We start from the raw sequence: 26,155 nt of genomic DNA on the forward strand, positions 1-26,155 counted from the left end.
GTCAGGCCGCCTCGGGAAGGTACGACCCGCGCGATGCGGGGGACTCGGCCACGAGAGTGCGCGCCGTCTGCCCGTCTCCGCCGATCTGGTCGGCGTGCCGGGTGAGCCAGCCCTGCTTGTTCATGGTCACGAAGGCGTAGAGCTTGATCGGCAGCGCGATGAAGATGACCGTCAGGGTGACGAGGGGGAGCAGCAGGATGTCGAGCGGCCGACGGCGCAGGTGCGAGAAGCCGCGGATCCCGCGTCCGATGAGGAGCCACGCGACCGTGGCCCAGATCGCCACGGGGGTGGGCTCGAGCCGGCTGAAGACGATGTAGAAGACCGTCAGGCCCATCGTGACCGGTGTCAGCAGGATCTGAAGCACGGTGATCTTGGTGACGAACGGGGTCCGCCACAGCCAGCCCTTGAACATCGCCGTGAGATAGGTGCGGTAGGAGTTGCGGCTCCACCGCACGCGCTGCTTGACGAAGGCGCGGAAACCGGAGGGGAACATCGACAGCGCGCGCGCCGAGCGCTGGTGCACCGTCTTGTAGCCCGAGGCCAGCACGAGCCACGTGAGCCGGCCGTCGTCGCCGGCGATGCAGCGGCGGCCCAGGAAGAACTCGTTCTCGAGGTTGTCGACGACCGGGAGCACGGCGGCACGGCGGTAGACGGCCGTGCGGCCCGAGATGACCGGGACGGCGCCGGCGTGACCCATCGCGGGCACGTAGTTGTAGTAGCGCAGGTCGACCAGCCAGTCGGCGACGCGCCGCCAGATGCTGGTGCCGCGCTGGTAGACGTTCTGCTGCGTGCTGACTCCTCCGACCAGGGGGTCGATGAAGGGCTTCTGCACGTTCTCGAGCAGCCCGCGGGTCCATGAGGTGTCGGAGTCGGTGAGGACGAGGATCTCGCTCGTCGCTTCGCGGATGCCGACGCCCAGCGCGGAGCGCTTGCCCGCGTGGTGGAACAGGATCGGCTTGATGCGCTCGTCTCCGAGCGCCACGATCCGGTCGTAGGCCTCGAGGTCGGCGACGTCGAGCACGATGATGATCTCGGTCGGGCCCTGGCTGCGCCATGTCTCGAGGCAGCGCATCAGGATGTCGGGGTCCTCGTGGTACGACGGCACGACGACAGAGGTGGTGGTGCGGAAATCGCTCTCGATCGGCTTGACGCGGGCCGAGAGGATCACGCGGTAGAGCCAGAGACCCCACACGATCGTGCCCGCGACAGCGAGCGGGAAATACGGGGCTAACGTCGACCAGGCGTCCCCCAGAGAGTGCCAGCTGAATGCCGGCGTGGAGGCCGAGGCGAGAACCCCGGCCGGAAGGCTCGACGGATTGATCCCGAGAAGCATGTGCTGAACCCCACATTCGCATGCTGAAGACGCGACGAAACGCGCATGAACCCCGTCAGGCCCGGTAGGGGCGTGGCGGATCGAGCCGCCACGGCGAGGCCCCAGTCAGCCGGACTTTCCCAGTCGACGCTCGCATCATCGGGAAATGCGAGTGCCTCCATCCGGCTGTGCGATCAAGGTGGCAGACACCGACGCGTTCGGTCAACGCTTATGACGCGTCTTGGCGTTTTGTTTACCCAGACGTCACGTCTGAAACATCGGCGAAATGCCGGATCGGCGCCCGGTCAGGGCTTGCCCATGCCGATGTAGTGCCAGCCGGCGGCGCGCCAGGCTGCGGCATCCCACCCGTTGCGGCCGTCCACCACGACTCGGCCATCGGTGAGCGAGGCCGCGTGCTCAGGTGTCAGCTCGCGGCGGTAAAGGTCCCATTCGGTGACCAGGACGATCGCGTCGGCGTCGCGGAGCGCCTCGTCCCGATCGGCGACATACGTGAGCTGCGGGTACTGCCGCCGGGCGTTGTCGAGGGCGGCGGGGTCGGTCACCACGACGTGGGCACCGAGGTCTCGCAACCGCTCGGCGACGTCGAGTGCGGGGGAGTCGCGGATGTCGTCGCTGAACGGCTTGAACGCGGCCCCGAGCAACGTCACGCGCTTCCCGGCCACAGATCCGCCGAGTCCTTCCGCGACGAGTTCGACTGCGCGCGCGCGGCGGCGCAGGTTGATGGCGTCGACTTCGCGCAGGAAGGCGACCGATTCGCCTCGCCCGAGCTCCTCGGCACGTGCGGAGAACGCGCGGATGTCCTTCGGGAGGCACCCGCCGCCGAATCCGATGCCCGCGCCCAGGTATCGGCGACCGATCCGCCCGTCATGCCCGATCGCGTCGGCCAGCTGTGTGACGTCGGCGCCGGCCGCCTCGGCGATCTCGGCCATCGCGTTGATGAAGGAGATCTTCGTAGCGAGGAACGCGTTCGCGGCGACCTTGACCAGTTCCGCCGTCGCCCAGTCGGTCACGATGAACGGCGTCCCGGCATCCAGCGCGAGACGGTACACCTCTCGAATGGTCTCGACGGCTGCGCCGGCATCCGGGCCGGTCCCCACGACGAGACGATCGGGCTCGAGCGTGTCCTTGACGGCCCATCCCTCGCGAAGGAACTCCGGATTCCACACCAGGGTCGCGCCCGCACGCTCGATCTCCGGCGCGAGCCGCGCGGCCGTGCCGACCGGGACGGTCGACTTCCCGGCGACCACGTCGCCCTCGCGCAGGTGGGGCACGAGGGCGTCGAGCGCGCCGTTGACGAAGGTGAGGTCGGCGGCGTGGGCGTCGTCCTGCTGCGGGGTGCCGACGGCGAGGAAGTGGACGACAGCACCGGATGCCTCGGCCATGTCGGACGTGAACCGCAAGCGCCCCGATGCGAGGCCGGATGCCAGCAGCTCGTCGAGGCGGGGTTCGAAGAAGGGCGCCACTCCCTCCGCGAGCCGGGCGATACGCGACGCGTCGACGTCCACGCCGACGACGTCGTGGCCTAATGACGCCATGGCGGCGGCATGGACGGCTCCGAGGTAGCCGCACCCGATGACTGACAGGCGCACGAGCGCTCCAGACCGCGGCACGGTGCCGCTCGGCCATATGCTACCGGCGGCACGCCCTCGTGCACCCGTGCATCGCACGGACGTCAGGCATCGCGTTCGACACCGTCCGCGCGGATGCTCGGGTCGGTCTCGTGCCACTTCTCGATTCCTTGGACGACCCAGAAGGCGAAGAACAGCGTGAGTGCGGCCGCCTCGGCGAGGAGCACCACCGGAAGTCCGGATGCGGTGGCGCCGGGGAGCAGCGCGACATACACCGCGAGCACGGCCACGAGCCCGGCGGCGATCGCGACGTACAGCGCCCGGAACACCAGCGGAGGAGGGGCGCTGCGACGCGGGAACGCGTTGATGACCGCGACGGTGGCGAAGAGCGCGAAGAATGCGATCGTCGCGACGAAGTGGCCCTGTGCGAGGAACGCGTCCCTCGCGAAGAGCCACAGCGCACCCACCACGACGAAGAGCGCCGTGCTGCTGACGAGGCTGAACCCGACGGTGTCGAGCGACACCTGACGCAGGGCGGCCAGCAGCAGGCCGACCAGCACCGTGATCAGGCCGACGACGAGGTAGGTCGCCACCCCGTTCGCGGCATCCGCTTCGAACTCGGGCGGGAAGCAGCGATCGGTGCACGGCACGGCGACGCCCGGAACGCTGCCCGGTGCGAGGGTGGTGGGCACGAGGGCGATCAGGGGCGCGAAGAGGGCCGCGGCGTCGAGCAGAGCGCGCTCGAGGCCGCGTCCCGAGAGGGCGACCAGGGCGAGGGCTGCGGCGATGAGCGCACCCACGAAGGCGTTGCGCGCCGGTGTGTAGAAGTAATCGCTGACCGAGGGGAGCCATCCGACGGATGCCGCGGCCAGCCCGACCGCGACGAAGATGACCACGACCGTCCCGGCGATGGCGATGCGCAGGTAGCGGTAGGTGCGCTGCACCGAGGTCGACGGCACAGCTGCGGGCATGTCGAAGAGGATAGCGAGAGGCTGCGACGGCGACGGAGCTCGTCGGCGTGTTTGGCCGACGGGTTCGGATGCCGTAGACTCGACGTTTGGTGTGCGGCTCGGCTGACCCGGCACCACGAACGTGAGCCCTCCACTGGCGTGTTCCACGGTCATCGGCCTCGGAACCACCCCGGAGTGGGATTCACGAACTTCTCCGTTCGATTCAAGAAAGCAGCACTACTGTGACGCGCACTTACACCCCCAAGGCTGGCGAGACCCAGCGCGAGTGGCTGGTCATCGACGCGACCGACGTCGTCCTCGGCCGCCTCGCCTCGCACGCCGCCGCGCTCCTGCGCGGCAAGCACAAGCCGACCTTCGCCAACCATGTCGACACCGGTGACTTCGTCATCATCGTCAACGCCGAGAAGGTGGCTCTCACCGGGCAGAAGCTCCAGAAGAAGATGGCCTACCGCCACTCGGGCTACCCGGGCGGTCTCACCGCGGTCTCGTACGAGGAGCTCCTCGACAAGAACCCGGTGCGCGCCGTCGAGAAGGCGATCCGCGGCATGCTGCCCAAGAACAGCCTCGGCCGCCAGCAGCTGTCGAAGCTCAAGGTCTACCGCGGTGCAGAGCACCCGCACTCGGCCCAGCAGCCCAAGACGTACACCCTCGACCAGGTCGCCCAGTAAGCACCGCAGAGACTAAGGACACACTCGTGGCGAACATCGAAGAGACCACCAACTACTCCACCGAGACCCCGGTCGACGAGACCGTCGTCGCGGCCGAGCGCCCCGTGCTCTCGGTCTCCGGCGCCGCCGTCGGTCGCCGCAAGCAGGCCATCGCCCGCGTGCGCGTGATCCCCGGCTCGGGCACCATCACCGTCAACGGCCGCTCGTTCGAGGACTACTTCCCGAACAAGCTCCACCAGCAGCTCATCACCGACCCCTTCACCGTGCTCAACCTCACGGGCGCGTACGACGTGATCGTGCGCATCTCGGGTGGCGGCCCCTCGGGTCAGGCCGGCGCGCTGCGCCTCGGCATCGCCCGTGCCCTCAACGAGATCGACGCGGAGAACAACCGCCCGACGCTCAAGAAGGCGGGCTTCCTCTCGCGCGACGCTCGCGTCATCGAGCGCAAGAAGGCCGGTCTCAAGAAGGCCCGCAAGGCGCCTCAGTACTCGAAGCGCTGATCGGCTCTCGCTCCGTATGCCGCTCTTTGGCACGGACGGGGTGAGGGGGCTGGCCAACGGCCCCCTCACCGCCGATCTCGCACTGTCCCTGGCCCAGGCGACGGCCGTCGTCCTGGGCCAGGGTCGTACAGCGGAGGCGCGACGCGCCTCCGGCAAGCGACTGACCGCGGTCGTCGCCCGCGATCCCCGCGTCTCCGGTGAGTTCCTCTCCGCTGCCGTCGAGGCGGGACTCGCATCGTCGGGAGTCGATGTGCTCGACGCCGGGGTGCTGCCCACGCCGGCCACGGCCTTCCTCATCGCCGACATGGACGCAGACTTCGGCGTCATGGTCTCGGCGTCCCACAACCCGGCGCCCGACAACGGCATCAAGATCTTCGCCCGCGGTGGCGTGAAGCTCCCCGACGTCGTGGAGCAGCGCATCGAGGCCGCGATGGCCGGCCCGAAGCTCCAGCCGACCGGCGCCGAGGTCGGGCGCATCCGCCGCTTCGCCGACGCCGAGGACCGCTACGTCGTGCACCTCCTCGGGTCGCTGCCGCACCGGCTCGACGGCCTTCACGTCGTGCTCGACTGCGCGCACGGCGCGGCATCCGGAGTGTCTCCCGAGACGTTCCGCGACGCAGGCGCCCGGGTCACCGTCATCGGCGCCGACCCCGACGGTCTCAACATCAACGACGGCGTCGGCTCGACGCACCTCGACAAGCTCGCCGAGGCCGTCCTCGCCCATGGCGCCGATGTCGGAATCGCCCACGACGGTGACGCCGACCGCTGCCTCGCCGTCGACGCCGCTGGTCGTGTGGTCGACGGCGATCAGATCATGGCGATCCTCGCCGTTGCGATGAAGGAGCGCGGACACCTCGTCGACGACACCCTCGTCGCCACGGTGATGAGCAACCTCGGCCTGCACCGCGCGATGGAAGCCCACGGCATCACCGTCGAGCAGACGTCGGTCGGCGATCGCTACGTGCTCGAGCGCATGAACGAGGGCGGCTTCTCCCTCGGCGGCGAGCAGTCCGGTCACGTCATCATGAGCGAGTACGCGACGACAGGTGATGGCCTGCTGACGGGGCTCCACCTGGTCGGCGAGATGGCCCGGCAGCGCAAGTCGCTGGCCGAGCTCGCCTCGATCATGACCGTGTACCCCCAGGTCCTCGTCAACGTGAAGGGCGTCGACCGCTCCCGCGCCAACGACGACGAGACCGTGTCGGCGGCCGTGGCCGCTGCAGCGGCCGAACTCGGCGACTCCGGACGCGTGCTGCTGCGCCCGAGCGGCACCGAGCCGCTCGTGCGCGTCATGGTCGAAGCGGCGTCGGCTGAAGATGCCCAGCGTCACGCCGACGCCCTTGCCGAGGTCGTGCGCGAGCGCCTGGCGCTCTAGTCTCCACTCACGCCGCGGCGACGGACCCCGACGAGGCCCGCGCCGGCGGCGATGAGAGCTGTCGCGACGAGCGGCAGCCAGGGGGCGAACGCCCCGCCGGTGGCAGGGAGGTCGGGCGGCGTCGGCGACATGGCGAGTTCGGCCGTGCTCAGTACGGCGGTCCCCTGGTCGGTGGTCGCAGTCGCGGTGTTGGTCACCGTCCCGGCGCGGAGGTCGGCGGCTGTCAGCGTGTACGTGGCGGTCGCGGTCGCTGTCGTGCCGGGGGCCAGCACGCCGGGCGACGCGGGCCACGCGTACTCGATGGCCGAGAGGCCGGGCATCGGATCGGTGACCCTCACGCCGGTCAGCGTCACGTTGCCGGTGTTCTCGAGGATGAACGCGAAGTCGACGATGCCCCCTTCGCGCCAACTCGAGCCCGCGTAGGCGGCGGTCTTGCGGAAGACCAGCGCCGGCTCGGCCGGCAGCACCAGGATCGCGGTGTCGCTGTCGGTCGCCTCCTGCTCGCCCGGACCGACGCCCGTGGCCAGCGCGGTGTTCTCGAGGGAGCCGTTGTCGATGTCGGCTTGGGTGAGCTCGTACGTGGCCGTCGCCGTCAGAACCTGCCCCGACATCAGCACCCCCTCGGCTTCGGGCCAGGTCAGTTCGAGGGGCGACAGGCCCGGGAGCGCGTCGGCGAGCTGGACATCGCTGAGTGTGAGGTCGCCGACGTTGGTGACCTCGAATTCGTACGCCACGACGTCGCCGGCCCGCACCGTCCCCTGTGAGGTGAGAGTCGCCGTCTTGCGCACCTGGATACCGGTGACCGCCGGCGTGCGGGTGGTGACGGTGTCGTCATCCGAGACCGGGGGTCCGCTCGGCGGCGTCCCCGTCGCCGTCGCGGTGTTGGACACGCCGACCAGGCCGTCGACGTCCCCCTGCGTCACGACGTAGCTCGCGGTCGCGGTGACCACCTGGTCGGGACCGAGCACGCCCTCTTCGCCGGGCCAGGCGCCGAAGACGATCTCCGAAAGGCCCTCGAGCTCGTCGACGAGGGTGACGTCGGTCAGTGTCACGTTGCCGGTGTTGCGCACCGTGAAGTCGTACTCGAGCGTTTCGCCCACCCGCCCGGTGGTGCCCGCGGCGTAGTCCGCGTCCTTCACGATCGAGATGGCCGGGGCCGCGGGCAGCGCCACGGTCTCGCTGTCGTCGTCGGTGACCTCGATGCCGCCCGGAGTGGTCCCCGCAGCACTCGCGGTGTTCACGAGCTGCCCGGCGTCGACGTCTGCCTGCGTCACGGTGTACGTCGCCGTCGCGACAGCCTCGTCGCCGGGAGCCAGAACCCCCTCGTCACCGGGCCAGGTCACCTCGAGGGCCGGCAGCCCGGGCAAGAGGTCGGCCACCGTGACGCCCTCGAGCGTCACGGGACCGTCATTGATCACCCTGATCGTGTACGCGATCGTCCCGCCGGCCGTCGAGACCGTCGTCGGCGACGCGCTCTTGATCACCGAAATGCTCGGCACGGCTGTGCTCGTGACGAGCGCGGAGGCCTCGTCGTCGACGGCGGCACCGGCCGGCGGGGTGCCCGACGCGGTCGCGGTGTTCGCCACGCTGCCCAGGTCCAGGTCGGTCTGTGTGATCTGGTACGTGCCGACCGCGGTCACGCTCTGCTCCGGCCCGAGGACGCCCTCGTCGCCCGGCCACGTGAAGACGAGCGGGCTGAGCCCCTCCAACGGGTCGTCGATCGTCACGTCCGTCAGCGTGACGTCGCCGCTGTTCGACGCCACGATCACGTACTCGATGGTGTCGCCGACCGCGGCGAAGGTGAGCTGCGACGGCGTCTTGGTGAGCGTCAGCGCCGGATCAGTGACGACCATATCGACGTCATCGTCCCGGCCGGTCAGGACCCTGCCTGCGATCGCGGGGTCAGGCGCCACGACCTCGGCGGTGTTCGCGATGGTGGGCGCCGCGACGGTGGGCAGGACGCGCACGGTCAGCGTGCGGGTCAGATCGGCGCCGCCCGGCAGGTCGGGCAGCGCCCAGGTGACGGTTCCGGCGGAGAGGATCCCGCCGCCGGAGGCCGAGACGAATTCCACGCCCGCGGGGAGGGTGTCCGTCAGTGTCGCGTCCGTGATCGTCTCGAAGTCGAGCGGGTTGCTCACCGTGATCGCGTAGATGAGGAGCTGGCCGGGAGCAGCTGTCGTCACGCCATCGTCTTTCACGACGCCGATGTCGCCCGCCGCGGCGGTCGCGGTGAGCTCCATCACGTCGGTGTTGTTCCCCGGGATGGGGTCGAACATGCGGCCCGAGATGGCCGCGGGGATCGTCAGAGGGCTCGTGGTGGTCGCGATGACCGGGATGTCGAGAGGGACCGCGACGCCCATGAGGAGCGGACGGTCCGACGTGCACGACAGCGTCGCGGGCCCGATCGCCGTCCCGAACACGGGGTTGCCGCCGGCATCGGTCGCCGTGCAGGTCCAGCCCTCCGGTGTGAACGACGTCACCGTCAGACCCGCCGGGATGTCGCCGAAGGCGACCGACGCGATCGCGGACTGCGCACCTCCGTTGTTCCTCACCGTCCACGGCAGGACGCCGGGTCGTCCCTGCTGCACGCGGGGTGTCCCCGCCACGATCTCCAAGTCGGTCTCCTCGATCGAGGCGCACACCGGCGCCGGCTCGGATACGAGGGCGAGCCCGCCCGCCCGGACGGCGAACGAGTTGCACGCGATCGCGCCGAAGCTCGGCGAGCCCTCGACGGCGGCCGTGTACTCCAGAGAGAACGACTGCCCTGCGAGCAGGTCGCCGGCCTTCTCGAGCCGGATCGCCTGGGCGCCCGAGAATGTGGGACCCCAATCGTCGACGCAGTCGGGAACCGTCTGGCCGACCTCGTCGCGGCACGGTTGCGTGTCCGCGGAGTAGGTCGCCGTGGCGCCGTTCGTGGGCGTGGCCACGGACTCCACCGTCTCCTGGAACGTCGAGCCGCGTGCGACGGAGCCGGTCGCTTCGCTCGTTCCGGTGTCTCCCGGGTAGGGAAGGATGTCGTAGCCGACGACATCCTGCAGTGCACTGTTGCCGATGTTCGTGACGGTCAGCCGATAGCGGATCGAGTCGGAGTCCGGCGGCACGCCCACGGCGTGCTCGGGGTCGGCGAACCACTGGCAGCCGTCCGGCTGGGAATCGTCCGGCAGGCAGATCTCCTTCCGCACCTGCATCGCGGCGACGGCAGCGACCGGCACGGGCGTGATCGGTGCCGCCTCGCTGAATCTCATGGTCGCGGGATTCCCGTCGATGTCGGGGATGTCGGTGAACTCGCGCGTGAAGATGTCGGCCGGCTGGACGTCGCCCGTGTTCCCCACGAATCCGCGCGGGAGGCCTGACGTCCCCGCGGCGACGGACGGGTCCGGTCGCGCGACGACGCTCATGCACGGAAGGGTCGCGTTCATGCCGAAGGTGATGCCCTCGGGCCACGCGGCTACGGCGACCTGCCGCTGCACCCCGTCGATCACCGTGGTGCGATAGGTGAAGCTCACGCCGGGCGGGACGCTGCCGGCGGGGAACGACGACGATCCTGGTGTGATGTTCCACCCCGCCGGAGCCATGAAGACGTACTCGGGAGTGAACGGCACATGGTCCGACGACACATTCGTCGTGGTGCCGCAGACGGTGAAGGTGACGTTCGTCGTCGGGGTCGCGGCGGACGCGCCGCCTGCGATCGACGGTGCTCCCAGCGACGCGGTGATGGTCGGCGGGAGCCCGACCAGATGGATCGTCGAGGTCCCCTCACCGGTCTCGACGCCGAGCCCCGAGACTCCGTAGTCCAGAGCGCCCTCGAACGAGTTCGTCGTATACGTGTCGCGAGCCGCGTTCGTGGGGATCAGCCCCTGGAAGTACACCTCGAGCTGTCGCGACGTGTTCGTCGTCGGGAAGACGTTCGCGCCGTCGAGACGCGGACCGGTGACGGTGGCTTCCATGATGCGGCGGCCCGCCGGAGCGGTGTAGTTCGTGCCGGAGTAGTTCACCGTCGTGCCGTTGTCGAGAAGGACCACAGCGGTGAACGGGATGTTCTGTGTCAGCGTGCCGCTGGCGATCGCCGGAGGTGGACTTCCCACGCGGATGCCGGCGATGATCTGGGTGATGGGCATGTCGGGGTTGTCACCCAGGTGCGTGTCGACGACGGTCGGAACGGCCGGCGCGCTGCCCGTGTTGGCCACGACCGCGTTCCAGCGGAGGATGCGATCGGACTCGCCCGCCGCGGGGACGGGCACGTCGATGTTCTGCCCCATGATGCGGGACGAGCCGATCGGGTTCACCAGGAAGGTGTCGGCGTACTTGAAGAACACGCTGCGCGCGAAGGGTGCGATGAGCTCCACGGTGTGCGGCGGGATCGTCAGAGGCCAGGCGGCGAACCCGGGGTTGTCGGGCCAGGTCATGACCGCGGAGGCCGTATTGGTCCGCCTCGCGCCGGGTGTGGCATCCGGGGACACCGCGTAGCGGTAGCGAATCGTGAAGTCGGTGCGGAAGCTCTGCTCGGGGATCTGATTGGGCGCCGCGAGGACCGGTGAGGTCACCGTGGACGTGGCGAACCGGTATCCGGCGGGAGCGTCGGCTGTGCCGGTCGAGGTGCCCGACTGCGTCGTCGTGCCGTTGGTGGCTGTCCAGGCGATCGTCGATCCAGCAGGGGCCACGATCTGGTAGACGGGCAGGTCCTGAAGATCGAGGGTGTCATCGGTGACGACGGCGATGCCCGGGATGTTGGCGGTGTTCGCGACGGTGACCTGCCACTCCTTGAGATTCGTCCCCGACGTAGGGATGACGACGGGGGAGACCGTGTTGTTCTCCAGGCGCTGCGCGCCGTCCATGGTCGAGATCTTGCCGCGCTGTTCGGCGCGCGCAAACGGGTCGGCGCAGCGCAGCGAGAAGGGCCCGATCGCGGGCAGTGTCGCGGATCGGACGTCGCCCGGGATGCCGGGCATGCTGATGTAGGTCGCGTCGACGCGTCCGGTCGGTCCGTTGAACTGCGTGGTGAATCCGCACGACTGACCCGGGGGCGCGACGTTCGCGCGGGGGAAGGTGATGGTCAGGGCCTGCGCGGGGCTCCACCCGCCCTGCGAGGTCGGCCCTGTTGCGGCCCACGGCGGTCCGGCCCACGTCAGCACGAGTCCGGTCGCAACGGATCCCGACGTCGTGGGGCCGCCCGTCGCCGACACGAGCTCTGCCCCCGGAGGCAGCTGGTGCGTCACTGAGTACCCGCTCGCGCAGACGCGGTCGACGCTGCCGCAGCCGGTCGTCATCGCGAGGTTGTAGCTGATGTTCGTGTCTGTCGCGAAGAAGCCGCTCGCGGGCGCGGCGAAGTTCTGAGCGATCGTCGGCGCTGTCGGCGTCGCGATCGTCCATGTCACGGGAGCCGATGTCGCAACCGTCGCGCCCGCGGCCGTGACCGCTCTGCCGCGCACCGTGGCGGTGATCGGAAACCCGTTGGGGAAGTTCTGGGTGGACGAGCTCACGCGGCCCCCGCCGGCGACGCCGGCAGCTGCCGGCCATCCGTACTCCACGATGAACCGCCCGTTGATGCCCGGATTCAGGTCGCCGAGTGCCACCGTGTATCCGGCGGCCGCGCTTCCCGAGATCGATCCCCCGGTCGACGGAGGCACGAAGCCCGTCTGGGTGTCGAGCAGCCGGTAAGCCCCGTAGTTCGGGTCGAGCGCCATCGGGTCGAAGGCGACCGTCGCGTCGTCGCACACCTCGCTGAGGCACGAGAAGTCGACCTGGAAGGCGATGCGGCGCGGCACCTGTGTGGCGCTGATCGTCGTGATCGGCTGCCTCGTCGAGGCGTCGACCGCGACCACGCTCACGAGCAGCTGAGACGCCGCGTGCGCGGGCGGCGCACCCAGCGCGATCCCGCCGAGCACGGTCAGCGTCACGGTGAGGACGGCGACGATCACGCGCCCGAGGCGCCCCCTGACAGGCGGGGTCGCCACTGTCGTCTCGGCTGCGCTGCCCATCATCGCTCGTACGCTCCTCGGCGAGTGTGGAGTGTTCGGCACCGCCGGGCCGATCGTGGGAGCGAAGCGGTGTTCGCGTTGCCGGCCCGACGGGGATTCGCGCCCATTCAACCGAAAGCGGAGGGGGCCCGCCAGTGCCTCGGCTCGGAATCATCCCCGACGGGTGACCCCTTTCCCGTGCGATCCGGTAATCCCTTTCCTGTCCGACGCCGGCGGCCGGGCTAGGCGAGGGGGGCGCTCCACGAGAGCGACTCGATGTACCTCAGCAGCACGCCTTCGCGCAGAGCCCACGGCGACACCTCGAGCTCGTCGACGTCGAGCGCGCGCATCGCCTCGTGCAGCACGACCGCGCCCGCGACGATCTGGAACGTCCGGTCGGGAGTGATGCCGGGCAGCTCCTGCCGGGCGCTGGCCGGAATGCGCGCGAGCCGCGGGATCCACGAGCTCAGCGAGGCGCGGGGAAGGAGCATCCGCTCGATCCCCGACCAGCCCGGCACCGGATAGCCGACCAGCTTCGCAAGGGACCGGATCGCCTTGGACGACCCCACGACGTGATCGGGTCGCGCCAGCGTGCCGAAGTCGCGGGCGACGGGCGCGAGAGTCGCCCGGGCGTGCCGGCGCAGATGCTCGACGGCCTCTTCGCCGGGCGGGTCGTCGGGCAGGAACTGCACCGTCATACGGCCTGCGCCGAGGGGGACGGATGCCGCGGCCTCCGGCAGCTCGTCGGCACCAGCCGCGATCTCGAGCGAGCCCCCGCCGATGTCGAACAGCAGGATCTGGCCGGCGGCCCACCCGAACCAGCGTCGCACGGCGAGGAACGTGTAGCGCGCCTCGGTCTCGCCGCCGAGGACCTGAAGGGGCTGTCCCAGGGCCTCCTCGATGAGCGCGATGACCTCCGGGCCGTTCGCGGCCTCCCGCACCGCGGACGTCGCCGTGGCGAGCAGTTCGTCGACGTTCTCGGATGTCGCGACGTCGCGAGCCTCGGTCACCGCCGCCACGAGCGCCCGCACGCCTTCGTCGGTGATCTCCCCGTCCGGACCCAGGTAGCGCATGAGCCGGAGCACCGTGCGCTGGCTGGTCGCGGCGAGCGGGCGTCCTCCGGGTCTCGCGTCGGCGACGAGCAGGTGGACGGTGTTGGATCCGATGTCGAGGACTCCGAGGCGCACGGGTCGACAGTACCGCCCGGCACAGATGAGCGCCGGATGAGAACTGTCGTGGCGGTCTACCCATGCCGAGGACGCCCGTTTAGCCTCGGCGAGGGTGCCGACCCGGCATCCGTCCCCGCTCGCGGGCGATGAGGAAGTCGCCCGTAGCACGGCGCTCGACGACGAGTGCCGATCGAGAAGGAGAGAACATGAATCGATCCCGCATCACGGCGAGGGGCGCTCTCGCGCTCACCGCCGCTGGGGCCACGGCTCTGGCGCTCGCGATCGCTCCGGCCGCGGCCGCGACGGCTGCGCCGGCCGCGAAGTGCGAGAACCGGAACAACAACACCGTCGCGAAGCTGCTCGAGTGCGTGACCGCCGAAGGCGCGATGGAGCATCTCGAGGCGCTTCAGGAGATCGCCACGGCGAACGGCGGGAACCGCGCGGCCGACACCGCCGGCTACGAGGCCAGCGTCGACTACGTGGTGGAGACCATGGAGGCGGCCGGCTGGGAGGTGTCGATCGACGAGTTCGACTACCTGGTTCCGGTTCCGACGGTGAAGCAGCTGACCCCCCAGAGCGTCACGCACCCCGCGGGATTCTTCCGGGCAGGCTCGGGCGAGGGCACGGTGACCGGCAAGGTCATCCCCGTCGACCTGGCGATCGCGACGCCGGGCGGAGGCACGAGCGGATGCCAGCCGGAGGACTTCACGACCCTCGACTTCTCTGGCCCTGCCGACATCGCGCTCATCCAGCGCGGTGCGTGCGAGTTCGGCATCAAGGCCCGCAACGCGCAGAACGCCGGCGCGGAGGCCGTGGTGATCATGAACTCCGGCAGTGCGGGCAATGAGGGCGTTCCGGCCAACGTCACGCTGATCGGCGCGAACCCGACGGCACTGGACATCCCCGTCGTGTCGACCTCCTTCGCCGGCGGCGTCGCCCTGTCGGCTCCGGGCTCGACGGCCACGGTCTCGATGTTCATCGACAACCGGCCGCAGAAGAACGTCATCGCGGAGCTTCCGGGCATCAACGACGACAACGTCGTGATGGCCGGCGCTCACCTCGACTCCGTGCTGGCGGGCCCGGGCATCAACGACAACGGGTCGGGTTCGGCCGCGCTGCTCGAGCTCGGCCAGTCGATGCGCAAGCTCAAGCCGCAGAACACCGTGCGCCTCGCGTGGTGGGGCGCCGAGGAGTCGGGCCTGGTCGGCTCGAACCAGTACGTCGCCGGGCTCACCCAGGCCGAGAAGGACCGGATCGCGCTCTACCTGAACTTCGACATGGTCGCCTCGCCGAACTACATCTTCATGGTGTACGACGGCAACGAGTCGAGCTTCGAGGCGCCCGTGGTCGTGCCCGACGGGTCGACCGCGATCGAGAACCTGTTCGAGCGCTACTACACCAGCGTCGGCCAGCCCTATGACGACGCGCAGTTCAGCGGACGCAGCGACTACCAGGCGTTCATCAACAACGGCATCGCCGCCGGCGGCCTCTTCACCGGAGCCGAGCAGGTCAAGACCGCCCAGCAGGCGGAGATCTGGGGCGGCACGGCGGGCGCCTGGTTCGACCCGTGCTACCACATGGCGTGCGACACGCTCGCGAACGTCAGCATGAAGGCCCTCGACGTCAACTCCGACGCCGTCGCGCTCGCCGTGCTGGCGTACTCGTACTCGACGGAGCTGGTCAACGGCGTGCCCGGTGTCGAGGTGCCCGGCGGCCTCCTGCTGCCCGAGCCCGCGGGACCGGAGCACACCTTCGCCGGTGGCGGCGGCGGCCTGCACGACGACCACGACCACGATCCCGAGGTCGACTGACGCGCTCTGCGCAACGACGGGCCCGCCCCTCCGGGGGCGGGCCCGTCCCGTTCGACGGGGTGCGGGCCGGGGCATCCGCCTCAGCGGATACGATGAGCGGGATGTCCGCCGACGACGCAGCCACCATCTCCCCGGCGCTCTCGCTGTATCGCGAGATCGATCGTGCCGATTGGGCACGACTCGCCTCCGGGATGTCGCAGCCGCTCTCCGAGACCGAGATCGTCCAGATCCGCGGACTGGGCGACCGACTCGACATCGACGAAGTCGCGCAGGTGTACCTGCCCCTGTCGCGCCTGCTCTCGCTCTACGCGAAGGCGACGAAGCGCCTCGGGGCCGAGACCAGTGCGTTCCTCGGCGACACCGACACGACGACGCCCTTCGTCGTCGCGGTCGCCGGCTCGGTGGCGGTCGGGAAGTCCACGATCGCCCGACTGCTGCGCGAGCTGATGAGCCGGTGGCCCGACACGCCGCGTGTCGAGCTCGTGACGACCGACGGATTCCTCTACCCGAACGCCGAACTCGAGCGCCGCGGCATCATGGACCGCAAGGGCTTCCCGGAATCCTACGATCGGCGTGCGCTGGTGTCGTTCCTCACCGAGGTCAAGAGCGGTGCGCCCGAGGTCAAGGCGCCGTTCTACTCGCACATGCGGTACGACATCGTGCCCGACGCTCACACCACCGTGCGACGGCCCGATGTCGTGATCGTCGAGGGACTGAACGTCCTCCAGCCGCCGCCGGCGCCCCACGACGTCGCGGTCAGCGACCTGTTCGACTTCTCGGTGTACGTCGATGCCGATCCCGGTCATATCGCGCAGTGGTACGTCGAACGGTTCATGGCGCTGCGCACGGGCGCGTTCGCCAACCCGAACTCGTTCTTCAACGTCTTCTCGCACCTGACCGACGACGAGGCCGTGCAGACCGCGATGGGCTACTGGAACGACATCAACCTCCCGAACCTCATGGAGAACGTGCTGCCGACCCGCCATCGCGCGAGCCTCGTGCTGCAGAAGGCGGCCGATCACACCGTGGAGCGCGTGCTGCTCCGCAAGCTTTGACGCGCGGACGCCATGCCCGCCTGATCAGGTCTCCTGTTTTCGTTCAGGCTCCTTGCATAAGGGCCCGCCTACCATTGAGGGCATGTGTGGAATCGTCGGATACGTGGGCCCTCGCCAGAGCCAGGCCATCCTTCTCGCGGGCCTCGCCCGTCTCGAGTACCGCGGCTACGACTCGGCGGGCATCGCGGTCATCGATGCGGACGGCGACCTCGGCATGCGCAAGCGCGCCGGAAAGCTCGGCGTCCTGCGCGACGACCTCGAGAACACGCCGCTGAGCGACGGGACCACCGGCATCGGCCACACCCGCTGGGCCACGCACGGCGGACCCACCGACGACAACGCGCACCCGCACCTGGCCGACGACGACAAGCTCGCCGTCATCCACAACGGCATCATCGAGAACTTCTCCGAGCTCAAGGACGAACTCCTCGCCGAGGGCTACACCTTCCGCAGCCAGACCGACACCGAGGTCGCCGCCGTGCTGCTGGGTCGCGAGTATCGCGCGGCGGGAGACCTCGTCCTGGCGTTCCGCAACGTCGTGTCGCGCCTCGAGGGCGCGTTCACCCTTCTCGCCATGCACGAGGACGAGCCGGGCCTCGTCGTCGGAGCCCGTCGCAACTCGCCGCTCGTCATCGGGCTGGGCGAGGGCGAGAACTTCCTCGGCTCCGATGTCGCCGCATTCGTCGAGCACACCCGTAACGCCCTCGCCATCGGCCAGGACCAGATCGTCGCCATCACCCCCGAGGGCGTCACGGTCACCGACTTCGCCGGCGGCCCGGTCGAGGTCGAGCCCTTCGAGGTGACCTGGGATGCCGCCGCCGCCGAGAAGGGCGGCTGGTCGTCGTTCATGGCGAAGGAGGTCTCCGAGGAGCCGGAGGCTGTCGCGAACACGCTGCGCGGCCGCATCCACGAAGGCGAGGTCGTGATCCCCGAACTGGACGGGCTCGACGAGCTCTTCACCGACATCTCGCGCATCATCGTCATCGCCTGCGGCACGGCCGCGTACGCCGGCCAGGTCGGCAAGTACGCCATCGAGCAGTGGACCCGCGTGCCCGTCGACGTGGAGCTCGCCCACGAGTTCCGCTACCGCGACCCGGTCATCGGCCCCGACACGCTCGTCGTCTCGATCAGCCAGTCCGGCGAGACGATGGACACCCTGATGGCGGTGAAGTACGCGCGCGAGCGCGGTGCCAAGACGCTGTCGATCTGCAACACGCAGGGCGCGACCATCCCGCGCGAGTCCGACGCCATCGTCTACACCCACGCCGGGCCCGAGGTCGCCGTCGCCTCGACGAAGGCGTTCGTCGCGCAGGTCACCGCCCTGTACCTGATGGCGCTGCACATCGGCCGCATCCGCGGGACGGTGCCCGCTGCCGCCGCCGCCGCCCACGTCCACGAGCTCGAGGCCGTCCCCGGCAAGATCGCTCAGATCCTCGAGCGCGAGCAGCCCCGCATCGAGCAGTTCGCGCACTGGATGGCCGACACCCGCTCGGTGCTCTTCCTCGGTCGCCACGTCGGCTACCCGATCGCGCTCGAGGGTGCGCTGAAGCTCAAGGAGCTCGCGTACATCCACGCCGAGGGCTTCGCCGCCGGTGAGCTCAAGCACGGCCCGATCGCGCTGATCGAGCCGGGCCAGCCCGTGTTCGTGATCGTGCCCTCGCCGAGCAAGTCGGCCGAGATGCACAAGAAGGTCATCTCGTCGATCGAGGAGATCCGCGCCCGTGGCGCCCGCGTCATCGCGATCGCCGAAGAGGGCGATGTCGCCGTCCTGCCCAAGGCCGACGAGGTGCTGCGCATCCCGCTGGCCGGTCCGCTCTTCGAGCCCCTTCTCGCCGTCGTGCCGCTGCACATCTTCGCGATGGGCCTCGCGACGGCGAAGGGCCTGGACGTCGACCAGCCGCGCAACCTGGCGAAGTCGGTCACCGTCGAGTAGGCGCCTGCGGCGTCGCGATAGGGTGACGGATGCCGCGACCGCGGCGCGACAGGAGAGTCACGTGATCGTCGGGATCGGGGTCGACCTGGTCGACATCTCACGCTTCGAGCGGACGCTGGAGCGGACGCCTCGCCTGGCGGAGCGCCTGTTCTCGCCGGCTGAGCGTGAGCTCCAGCCCCGCTCGCTCGCGGCGCGGTACGCCGCGAAGGAGGCGCTGATCAAGGCGCTCGGCGGGTCGGACGGCGTGCACTGGACCGAGATCGAGATCACGCCCGAGGCATCCGGCCGCCCCTGGTTCACGCTCTCCGGCTCCACCGCCCGGGTCGTGACGGAACGAGGGATCACGACGCTGCACCTGTCGATGTCGCACGACGCCGGGATCGCCACCGCATATGTCGTCGCCGAGGCGGCGGAGGCGGACCGGTGACCCGCATGCCCGACGGTGTGCTGCGCGAAGCGCGCATCGACGTGGGCGCGATCGAAGACAATGTGCGCCACTTCCGACGTCTGACGGAGTCCGAGGTCATCGCGGTCGTCAAGGCGGACGGGTACGGTCACGGCGCGGTGCGATCGGCGATCGCGGCGCTCGCCGGAGGTGCCGCGCGCCTCGGAGTGTCCGATGTGGCCGAGGCGATCACCCTGCGCCGTGCGGGCATCGACGCGCCGATCGTCGCGTGGCTCCACGCGCCGGGAACCGACTTCACCGAGGCTGCCGGCCTCGGCGTGGAGCTCGGCATCTCGAGCTTCGATCAGCTGCAGCGTGCGGCGGCGGCGGCCTCCGGCGACCGGCCGGTGGCAGTTCACCTCAAGCTGGAGACGGGTCTGTCGCGCAACGGGATCGCGCCGGCCGACCAGCGGCTCGTCTTCGCCGAGGCGGCACGGCTCGAGCGCATCGGCCGGCTGCGGGTGGTCGCCCTCTTCAGCCACCTGTCCAACGCGTCACGCGAAGACGATCTGGCCGCGCTGCGTGCGTTCGAAGAGGGCGTGGGCGTGGCGGCGTCCCTCGGGCTCGCGCCGCGGATTCTCCACCTCGCCGCCACGAACGCCGCGATCGCGGTGCCGGAGTCGCGCCTGGGCTGCGTGCGCATCGGGCTGGGCATCTACGGCCTGTCGCCGTTCGAGGATCGCACCGCAGCCGACCTCGGTCTGCGCCCGGCGATGACCCTGCGCGCCGCGGTGGCGGCGGTCCGCCGCGTGCCGGAGGGCACGGGAGTGTCGTACGGATACGACTACCGGGCACCGCGCGAGACGACCCTCGCCCTCGTGCCGGCGGGCTACGCGGACGGCGTGCCGCGCCAGGCATCCGGCGCGGGTCCCGTCACGATCGGCGGAGGCCGCTTCACGGTCGCGGGCCGCATCGCGATGGACCAGTTCGTGGTCGACGTGGGCGACCACCCCGTCGCGGTCGGCGACGAGGTGGTGCTCTTCGGCGATCCCACGCTCGGGGATCCCTCGGCGGACGACTGGGCGCGCGCGGCAGGAACGATCAACTACGAGATCGTGACTCGCATCGGCCCGCGCGTTCCACGTCGGCAGGTCACCGCATGAGCGGGAAGCGCGACGAGAAGCCCGGCGTTGAACCCGGCGTGGAAGAAGCCCTGCAGACACTCGACGGACTCGTCGGCTCGCGCGAGATCGCGTCACCCTCCGACATGGAGGCCCTGGGCAAGCGGATCGGGCGGATGCTGGGACCCGGCGACCTGGTGGTGCTCACCGGCCCGCTCGGCGCGGGAAAGACCACCCTCACGCGCGGCATCGCGGCGGGCCTCGAGGTGCGCGGGCCGGTGCAGAGCCCGACCTTCGTGATCGCGCGCACGCATCCCTCGCTCGCGGGTGGAACGCCGCTCGTCCACGTCGATGCGTACCGCCTGGGCTCGCCAGCCGAGCTCGACGATCTCGACATCGACTTCGACGCGTCCGCGGTGATCGTCGAGTGGGGCCGGGGAATGGTCGACGGGCTGCGGGAGCACTGGTGGGAGATCGAGCTCGACCGCGAGTGGCACGGTCGCGGCGTCGACACCGCGTGCGGCACCTCCTCGCGGGCGACGGAGGAGCTCGATGCCGACTCGCCCCGGATCGTGACCCTGAGCCGACGGCCCTGACGCCGTGACCGGCGTCGGTGCGTCGCCGATTACCCTGGAAGGCGTGATCCTCGGCATCGACACCTCACTCGGATCGGCGGTCGCCGTCGTCGAGCATGACGGTGCCGTGCGCTCACAGGTCGAGAGCGCCGACGCTCGCGGCCACGCCGAGGTCATCGGAAGCCTGATCGAGCGGGCGCTGGCCGAGGCATCCGTCCGTCCCGATTCGATCACCCACGTGGCTGCGGGCATGGGGCCGGGGCCCTTCACCGGCCTGCGGGTGGGGATCGCCGCCGCGCGCACGTTCGCCCTCGGCCGGGGCGTACCGCTGGTTCCCGTCGTCAGCCATGACGCGGTCGCGCTCGAGCTCCTGCTCCACGATGCGCTGACGGGCGAGCTCGACGAGCCGGGTCGCCGCGCATTCGCCGTCGTCACCGACGCCCGCCGGCGGGAGTTCGCCTACACCGTGTACGACGGTCTCGACGACGATGGACTGCCGCGGCGCCGCACCGAGCCCGGCCTCGCCCCGCGCGACGAGCTCGACGCACTCCTGGACGCCGGTGACGTGCGGCGGCACGACGCCGCGCGCATCCCCGCCGGCCTGCTCGCGCTCACGGCGGCGCGGGCGCTCGCCGCGGGACGCTCGATCGGTCCTGCCGACGCGCTGTACCTGCGCTCGCCGGACGTGACGCTCCCGGCAGGACCGAAGAAGGTGCGGACATGAGCATCCGCCGCGCCGTCCCCGCCGACCTCGAGGCCATCATGGCTCTGGAGCGCGCGTCCTTCCCGACCGACGCGTGGTCGGACGCGATGATGCGCGAAGAGCTCGACTCACCCCACGGCTGGTATGTGATCGACGAGCTCGCCGGCCGGGTCGTGGGATACGCCGGCCTTCGCGCGGTGCGCGGCTCGAGGGACGCCGACGTGCAGACCATCGCGATCGCGGAGGCGTCACGGGGCCGCGGTCGGGGCCGGTCGCTCCTGCATGCGCTGATCACCGAGGCATCCCGGCGGGGTGTGCACGACCTGTTCCTCGAGGTGCGTGCCGACAACCCGGTCGCGCAGCGGCTGTACGCCTCGGAGGGATTCGCCGAGGTCGGGCGCCGACCGCGCTACTACCAGCCCGACGACGTCGATGCCGTCGTGATGAAGCTCGACCTGCGCGCGTGGGCCGCCGCGCGCCACGCGTCACCGGAGGATGCGGGGGTGTGCACGTGAACCGCGACGCCCCCGTGATCCTCGGGATCGAGACGAGCTGCGACGAGACGGGCATCGGCATCGTCCGCGGTCGCACGCTGCTGTCGAACACGATCGCCAGCTCGATGGACGAGCACGCCCGATACGGGGGAGTCGTCCCCGAGGTGGCGGCGCGCGCACACCTGGAGGCGCTCGAGCCGGCGATCCATGCCGCGCTCGCCGAGTCGGGCGTTGCGCTCTCCGACATCGATGCCGTCGCCGTGACCTCGGGCCCGGGCCTCGCGGGAGCGCTCATGGTCGGCGTCGGGGCGGCGAAGGCGCTCGCCGTCTCGCTCGAGCGCCCGCTCTACGCCGTGAACCATCTCGTCGGGCACATCGCCGCCGACATCCTCGACCCGGACGCTCCGCCGCTGGAGTACCCGACGGTCGCACTCCTCGTGTCGGGCGGGCACACGTCACTCCTCCTGGTCCGCGACCTCACCACCGACGTCGAACTGCTCGGCGAGACGATGGACGACGCCGCCGGCGAGGCCTTCGACAAGGTAGCTCGCCTGCTCGGGCTCCCGTACCCGGGTGGTCCCGAGATCGACCGCGCCGCGGCATCCGGAGATCCTGAGGCGATCCGCTTCCCGCGGGGGCTGTCGCGCGCGAGCGACATGGCCGACCACCGCTACGACTTCTCGTTCTCGGGGCTCAAGACCGCCGTCGCGCGCTGGATCGAACAGCAGCAGGCGGCGGGGGAGCCGGTGCCCGTGGCCGACGTCGCCGCGAGCTTCCGGGACGCGGTCGTCGACGTGCTGGTCAGCAAGGCGCTCGCCGCGTGCCGCGACCACGGCGTGCCGCGCCTGCTGCTGGGCGGCGGCGTCATCGCCAACCGGCGCCTGCGCGAGGTCGCGCTGGAGCGGGCGGCCGCCGAGGGCGTGACGGTGCGCATTCCGCCGCTCTCGTTGTGCACCGACAACGGCGCCATGATCGCGGCGCTCGCGTCCGAGCTCGTGATGTCGGGACGGCTGCCGTCGACGTTGGACTTCGGGGCCGACTCGACGCTTCCCGTCACCCAGATCCAGGTGGCGGAGGCGGCCCGGTGAGCCAGGACGAGCGGATGCCTCCGCCCGCCGATCGCGCGAACGGAACGCCTGCCGCGCGGCCGTCGCCGGATGAGACGATCCTGCGTCCGGCGGCACCTCATCCGCCCGCCGTCGAGCCACCGTCACCCGACGTGACGATCGCCGATGAGGCCTCTCCGCTGCCCGGCGTTCATCGCGGCGGGTTCCTGAGACTGCCCACCGCCCCGATCGCAGTGACCACGCAGTCCGCCCCCGCCGAGCCCGGCACCGAAGACGAGCCGCCTCCGGTGACGGCGCCGTGGCTCATGCCCGAACCGGAGCCGCTGCACCGGGGGCTCGCCGCCTGGGCGCTGGTGTTCTCCATCGCGGGTCTCATCGTGGCGCTGTTCGTCGGCTGGGGCTTCCCCATCGGGATCGTCGGCATCGTCACGGCGATCCTCGCGCTGCGACGCCCGCTCGAGAGCAGGGCGGTCGCCATCTGGGCGATCACCCTCGGCGCGGTCTCGCTGCTCTACAGCGCGGGGTGGCTGATGTTCGCCGTGAGCAGGCTCACGGCTGCCGGCTGACGCGGTCTGCCAGCACGGCGATCCGCTTCGCGCCCACGCGCGTGAGGAGGAGGGTCGCCTCGTTCTCGCCGCTCAGCGCGAGCTTGCGGCGGAACTGGGCCGGGTCGACGTCGACGCCGCGCTTCTTGATCTCCAGGCGCCCGATGCGCTGCGCGCGCAGCGCACCGTTGATGGCGGGGATTTTGGCGGGCATGACCTCGCGAACCCGGAACGACGACACGAAGGGGCTCGTCACCGGTGCGTCGGAGGTGAGGTAGGCGATGTGCTCGTCGACCATCCCCGCGTCGAGGGAGCGCGCGACATCGCCGATGAGTCGCGCGCGGATCACGGCGCCGTCGGGCTCGTGGAGGTAATCGCCCAGCTCACGCGCCGGCTCATCGGGCGCGTCGCCCGGGCCTGTCAGCTCGTGCGCGTCGCCGCCGCGGATCACGAGCGCGGCGCGACGCACTCCCTCGCGCGCGAGCGCGCCCGACCACAGCACGAGTTCGACGGTCGAGCCGTCGGCGCTCACCCACTGCGCTTCGAACTCATCGGGGATGGCCTCGCGCTCGAGCGCGGGACCGAGCTTGATGCCCGCGGGCAGCCGGCGGGCGAGGTCGAACGTCCAGTCCAGCGGGGGCGACCAGTCCTCGGGGCGTGTGCGCTTCGTCTCGGTGTGCCCGGCCGTGCGGCGGGCGGGGTCGAGCCACACGGCGTCGCCCCCCGTGAGGTCGGCGTCTTCGGCCGTGCTGTGACGCACCGATGCTGCGTCGCCGAACGGCGCCAGGTTGTAGGCCGCGATCGCCGCCGTCACCTCGTCGGCGTCGACGGCGTGGACCTGCAGCCCCAGCCCGGCGAGGCCGAGCGCGTCGCCGCCGATGCCGCATCCGAGGTCGGCGACCCGCTGCAGGCCGCTGTCCCGGAAGCGTGCCGCGTGCCGCGCCGCGATCGACAGTCGCGTCGCCTGCTCGAGGCCGGCTCGGGTGAAGAGCATGCGCTGTGCGAACGGGCCGAATTTCGCCTCGCCTCGGGTGCGCAGCCGGGACTGGGTGACGACGGCCGAGACGAGGTCGGGGGAGTGGCCCTCCTTGCGCAGACGCGAGACGGCGCGCGCGACATCGTCGGCCGACTCGACCGGCGGCAGCGCGTCCAGCAGCCGCAGGCCCTCGGGCGTCAGCAGGGCGGTCAGCTCGGCCATCTCCACCCGGCCAGCCTACGGGCGTGCAACGGGACGTCATCCCGTTGGCACTCACGTTGCAAGAGTGCCAGCGCATCCCTAGACTTGAAGTAAGCACTCTCCATACCAGAGTGCTAACGAGTCTTCAGTCTCAAGGAAAGAAGAGGTAGACCGTGTCGGTTTCCATCAAGCCGCTCGAGGACCGCATCGTCATCAAGCAGGTCGAGGCCGAGCAGACCACCGCGAGTGGCCTCGTCATCCCCGATACTGCCAAGGAGAAGCCCCAGGAGGGCGAGGTCGTCGCCGTGGGCCCCGGCCGCATCGACGACAACGGCAACCGCGTCCCGCTCGATGTCGCCGTCGGCGACCGCGTGCTCTACAGCAAGTACGGCGGCACCGAGGTGAAGTTCGGCGCGGACGAGTTCCTCGTCCTGTCGGCTCGCGACGTCCTGGCGGTCGTCGTCCGCTGACCGCTCGTCGTGGGCGCCCCGGCGCAGTCCGCGACATGCACAACACGTACCGAGAGGGTCGGATGCCTCGGCATCCGGCCCTCTCGTCGTCCCTCCTGGCAGAGATCGCGCGCACATCGGCAGTCCACGGCCCGCTCCGGTGCCTCGCGCCCTGCCTGCCGCCTCGAGCCGCGCTCTAGGCTGGACCGGTGAGTTCCGAGGCGTCATCGACCGATCAGAGCGAGGATCTGACCGAACTCGGCGGGTGCGCGACCGCCACCGCCGGCATCGGGGTCATCCCCGCGCCCGAGGCAGCGGGGAAGGATGCCGCGCGGGAGTACACGCTCGGCGGAATCTATGCCTTCACCGCCTACCTGCTGTGGGGCTTCCTCCCGCTGTACTTCCTGCTGCTCGCTCCGATCGGGCCGTTCGAGCTGGTCGCCTGGCGCATCCTGCTGTCGCTCGTGTTCTGCGCCCTGCTCATCGCCGTGACACGCTCGTGGTCGCGGATCGGCGCCATCTTCCGGCAGCCGCGGCTGCTGGCGCTCACCGCGCTGGCGGGCGCCCTCATCTACATCAACTGGCAGGTGTTCATCCTCGGTGCCCTCACCGGGCATGTGATCGAGACCAGCCTCGGGTACTTCATCAATCCGATCGCGACGGTGCTGCTCGCCGTGCTCGTGCTGCGCGAGCGGCTGCGCGTCACGCAGTGGGTCGCCATCGGCGTCGCCGCCCTGGCGGTCGTGGTGATCATCGTCGGGTACGGGTCGATCCCCTGGATCGCGCTGACGCTCGCGGCGACCTTCAGCCTGTACGGCCTGGTGAAGAAGCGCGTCGGGCCTTCTGTGGATGCCGTGAGCGGGCTGACCCTCGAGTCGATGTGGCTGGTGCCGGTGGCCGTGGTCATCCTCATCGTGGTCAATGCGACGACCGGGATCGTCTACGGCTCCGCAGGGCCGTGGCACACCGCGCTGCTCAGCCTCGCGGGCGTGATCACCGCTGTGCCCCTGCTGTTCTTCGCCGCGGGAGCGCGGCGGACGTCGCTGACCGTGATCGGGCTGCTGCAGTTCGTGGCGCCGATCCTGCAGTTCATCATCGGTGCGTGGCTCCTGCAGGAGCCGATGCCGCTCGAGCGATGGATCGGCTTCGGCCTCGTATGGCTCGCGCTCATCATCCTGACGGTCGACTCCGTCGTGCACGCTCGGCGCACGCGCGTCGCCGCCTGACGGGCCCTGCGGCCGGTTCATCTGTGCGAAATCGACCTCCCGCGAGGGCGGAAGGTCGATTCGGCACAGATGA

The 26,155-nt window shown here is 70.4% G+C and carries 21 protein-coding genes; 15 read left to right on the plus strand and 6 right to left on the minus strand.

Annotation, left to right across the window (positions count from 1 at the left end):
- Position 1: 1 nt before the first annotated feature.
- From HF323_RS01360 to HF323_RS01370, 3 genes are all read right to left on the minus strand, one after another.
- On the minus strand, positions 2-1,333 hold the full coding sequence (locus HF323_RS01360) for a glycosyltransferase (RefSeq protein ID WP_169580775.1): 1,332 nt from the start codon (positions 1,331-1,333) through the stop codon (positions 2-4).
- 284 nt (positions 1,334-1,617) lie between these two features.
- Positions 1,618-2,922: a UDP-glucose/GDP-mannose dehydrogenase family protein gene (locus HF323_RS01365; RefSeq protein ID WP_169580776.1), complete on the minus strand. Its 1,305-nt coding sequence runs from the start codon at positions 2,920-2,922 to the stop codon at positions 1,618-1,620.
- Positions 2,923-3,005: 83 nt separating this feature from the next.
- On the minus strand, positions 3,006-3,872 hold the full coding sequence (locus HF323_RS01370) for a hypothetical protein (protein WP_169580777.1): 867 nt from the start codon (positions 3,870-3,872) through the stop codon (positions 3,006-3,008).
- 221 nt (positions 3,873-4,093) lie between these two features.
- On the opposite strand from HF323_RS01370, the gene rplM reads away from it, so the two are divergent.
- Genes rplM through glmM form a run of 3 tightly spaced genes read left to right on the plus strand, consistent with a single transcriptional unit; the run spans position 4,094 to position 6,415 of the window.
- Complete coding sequence (gene rplM, locus HF323_RS01375; protein ID WP_169580778.1) at positions 4,094-4,540, plus strand: 50S ribosomal protein L13; 447 nt, start codon at positions 4,094-4,096, stop codon at positions 4,538-4,540.
- Positions 4,541-4,566: 26 nt separating this feature from the next.
- Complete coding sequence (gene rpsI, locus HF323_RS01380; RefSeq protein ID WP_169580779.1) at positions 4,567-5,040, plus strand: 30S ribosomal protein S9; 474 nt, start codon at positions 4,567-4,569, stop codon at positions 5,038-5,040.
- Positions 5,041-5,056: 16 nt separating this feature from the next.
- Positions 5,057-6,415 carry a phosphoglucosamine mutase gene (gene glmM, locus HF323_RS01385; protein ID WP_169580780.1) on the plus strand — a complete coding sequence of 453 codons (1,359 nt, stop codon included), beginning with the start codon at positions 5,057-5,059 and terminating at the stop codon, positions 6,413-6,415.
- Here the strand turns inward: glmM and HF323_RS01390 are convergent.
- Both HF323_RS01390 and HF323_RS01395 read right to left on the minus strand, forming a co-directional pair.
- Positions 6,412-12,396: an LPXTG cell wall anchor domain-containing protein gene (locus HF323_RS01390; RefSeq protein WP_169580781.1), complete on the minus strand. Its 5,985-nt coding sequence runs from the start codon at positions 12,394-12,396 to the stop codon at positions 6,412-6,414. The genes glmM and HF323_RS01390 overlap by 4 nt on opposite strands.
- A gap of 218 nt (positions 12,397-12,614) precedes the next feature.
- Positions 12,615-13,559 carry a Ppx/GppA phosphatase family protein gene (locus tag HF323_RS01395; protein ID WP_169580782.1) on the minus strand — a complete coding sequence of 315 codons (945 nt, stop codon included), beginning with the start codon at positions 13,557-13,559 and terminating at the stop codon, positions 12,615-12,617.
- A gap of 188 nt (positions 13,560-13,747) precedes the next feature.
- Here HF323_RS01395 and HF323_RS01400 point away from each other — a divergent pair, with 188 nt between their 5' ends.
- The 10 genes from HF323_RS01400 to HF323_RS01445 all read left to right on the plus strand — a co-directional run bounded on the left by HF323_RS01400 (position 13,748) and on the right by HF323_RS01445 (position 23,251).
- Complete coding sequence (locus tag HF323_RS01400; RefSeq protein WP_169580783.1) at positions 13,748-15,352, plus strand: M20/M25/M40 family metallo-hydrolase; 1,605 nt, start codon at positions 13,748-13,750, stop codon at positions 15,350-15,352.
- A 101-nt stretch (positions 15,353-15,453) separates the two neighbouring features.
- Complete coding sequence (gene coaA, locus HF323_RS01405; protein ID WP_169580784.1) at positions 15,454-16,407, plus strand: type I pantothenate kinase; 954 nt, start codon at positions 15,454-15,456, stop codon at positions 16,405-16,407.
- Positions 16,408-16,489: 82 nt separating this feature from the next.
- A complete protein-coding gene (glmS, locus tag HF323_RS01410; protein ID WP_169580785.1) occupies positions 16,490-18,340 on the plus strand; it encodes a glutamine--fructose-6-phosphate transaminase (isomerizing) in 1,851 nt (616 codons plus the stop codon).
- A 61-nt stretch (positions 18,341-18,401) separates the two neighbouring features.
- Complete coding sequence (locus HF323_RS01415; protein WP_169580786.1) at positions 18,402-18,767, plus strand: holo-ACP synthase; 366 nt, start codon at positions 18,402-18,404, stop codon at positions 18,765-18,767.
- Between the two features lie 5 nt (positions 18,768-18,772).
- Positions 18,773-19,888: an alanine racemase gene (alr, locus tag HF323_RS01420; protein WP_169581318.1), complete on the plus strand. Its 1,116-nt coding sequence runs from the start codon at positions 18,773-18,775 to the stop codon at positions 19,886-19,888.
- Positions 19,885-20,442, plus strand: a complete 558-nt coding sequence (tsaE, locus tag HF323_RS01425; RefSeq protein ID WP_169580787.1) for a tRNA (adenosine(37)-N6)-threonylcarbamoyltransferase complex ATPase subunit type 1 TsaE — start codon at positions 19,885-19,887, stop codon at positions 20,440-20,442. Before alr ends, tsaE begins: the two co-directional genes overlap by 4 nt.
- Before the next feature lie 43 nt (positions 20,443-20,485).
- On the plus strand, positions 20,486-21,145 hold the full coding sequence (gene tsaB, locus HF323_RS01430) for a tRNA (adenosine(37)-N6)-threonylcarbamoyltransferase complex dimerization subunit type 1 TsaB (protein WP_169580788.1): 660 nt from the start codon (positions 20,486-20,488) through the stop codon (positions 21,143-21,145).
- A complete protein-coding gene (gene rimI, locus HF323_RS01435) occupies positions 21,142-21,639 on the plus strand; it encodes a ribosomal protein S18-alanine N-acetyltransferase (protein ID WP_169580789.1) in 498 nt (165 codons plus the stop codon). The genes tsaB and rimI overlap by 4 nt, the downstream gene beginning before the upstream one ends.
- A complete protein-coding gene (tsaD, locus tag HF323_RS01440) occupies positions 21,636-22,706 on the plus strand; it encodes a tRNA (adenosine(37)-N6)-threonylcarbamoyltransferase complex transferase subunit TsaD (protein ID WP_169580790.1) in 1,071 nt (356 codons plus the stop codon). Before rimI ends, tsaD begins: the two co-directional genes overlap by 4 nt.
- Positions 22,703-23,251, plus strand: a complete 549-nt coding sequence (locus tag HF323_RS01445; RefSeq protein WP_317450961.1) for a hypothetical protein — start codon at positions 22,703-22,705, stop codon at positions 23,249-23,251. Before tsaD ends, HF323_RS01445 begins: the two co-directional genes overlap by 4 nt.
- Here the strand turns inward: HF323_RS01445 and HF323_RS01450 are convergent.
- Complete coding sequence (locus tag HF323_RS01450) at positions 23,235-24,434, minus strand: class I SAM-dependent methyltransferase (protein ID WP_169580791.1); 1,200 nt, start codon at positions 24,432-24,434, stop codon at positions 23,235-23,237. The genes HF323_RS01445 and HF323_RS01450 overlap by 17 nt on opposite strands.
- A 146-nt stretch (positions 24,435-24,580) precedes the next feature.
- On the opposite strand from HF323_RS01450, the gene groES reads away from it, so the two are divergent.
- Both groES and rarD read left to right on the plus strand, forming a co-directional pair.
- On the plus strand, positions 24,581-24,877 hold the full coding sequence (gene groES / locus HF323_RS01455; protein ID WP_017203655.1) for a co-chaperone GroES: 297 nt from the start codon (positions 24,581-24,583) through the stop codon (positions 24,875-24,877).
- A gap of 275 nt (positions 24,878-25,152) precedes the next feature.
- Positions 25,153-26,082: an EamA family transporter RarD gene (gene rarD / locus HF323_RS01460; protein ID WP_317450993.1), complete on the plus strand. Its 930-nt coding sequence runs from the start codon at positions 25,153-25,155 to the stop codon at positions 26,080-26,082.
- The last annotated feature ends 73 nt before the right edge of the window (positions 26,083-26,155 follow it).

Source organism: Microbacterium sp. MF43, from assembly GCF_012847295.1.
Lineage (GTDB): Bacteria > Actinomycetota > Actinomycetes > Actinomycetales > Microbacteriaceae > Microbacterium.

Coding starts and splice junctions, on each gene's coding strand:
- HF323_RS01390 (WP_169580781.1), bottom strand. CDS start 12,396: ATGATGGGCAGCGCAGCCGAGACGACAGTGGCGACCCCGCCTGTCAGG.
- alr (WP_169581318.1), top strand. CDS start 18,773: ATGCCCGACGGTGTGCTGCGCGAAGCGCGCATCGACGTGGGCGCGATC.
- rimI (WP_169580789.1), top strand. CDS start 21,142: ATGAGCATCCGCCGCGCCGTCCCCGCCGACCTCGAGGCCATCATGGCT.
- glmM (WP_169580780.1), top strand. CDS start 5,057: ATGCCGCTCTTTGGCACGGACGGGGTGAGGGGGCTGGCCAACGGCCCC.
- HF323_RS01370 (WP_169580777.1), bottom strand. CDS start 3,872: ATGCCCGCAGCTGTGCCGTCGACCTCGGTGCAGCGCACCTACCGCTAC.
- HF323_RS01400 (WP_169580783.1), top strand. CDS start 13,748: ATGAATCGATCCCGCATCACGGCGAGGGGCGCTCTCGCGCTCACCGCC.
- HF323_RS01360 (WP_169580775.1), bottom strand. CDS start 1,333: ATGCTTCTCGGGATCAATCCGTCGAGCCTTCCGGCCGGGGTTCTCGCC.
- coaA (WP_169580784.1), top strand. CDS start 15,454: ATGTCCGCCGACGACGCAGCCACCATCTCCCCGGCGCTCTCGCTGTAT.
- tsaE (WP_169580787.1), top strand. CDS start 19,885: ATGAGCGGGAAGCGCGACGAGAAGCCCGGCGTTGAACCCGGCGTGGAA.
- glmS (WP_169580785.1), top strand. CDS start 16,490: ATGTGTGGAATCGTCGGATACGTGGGCCCTCGCCAGAGCCAGGCCATC.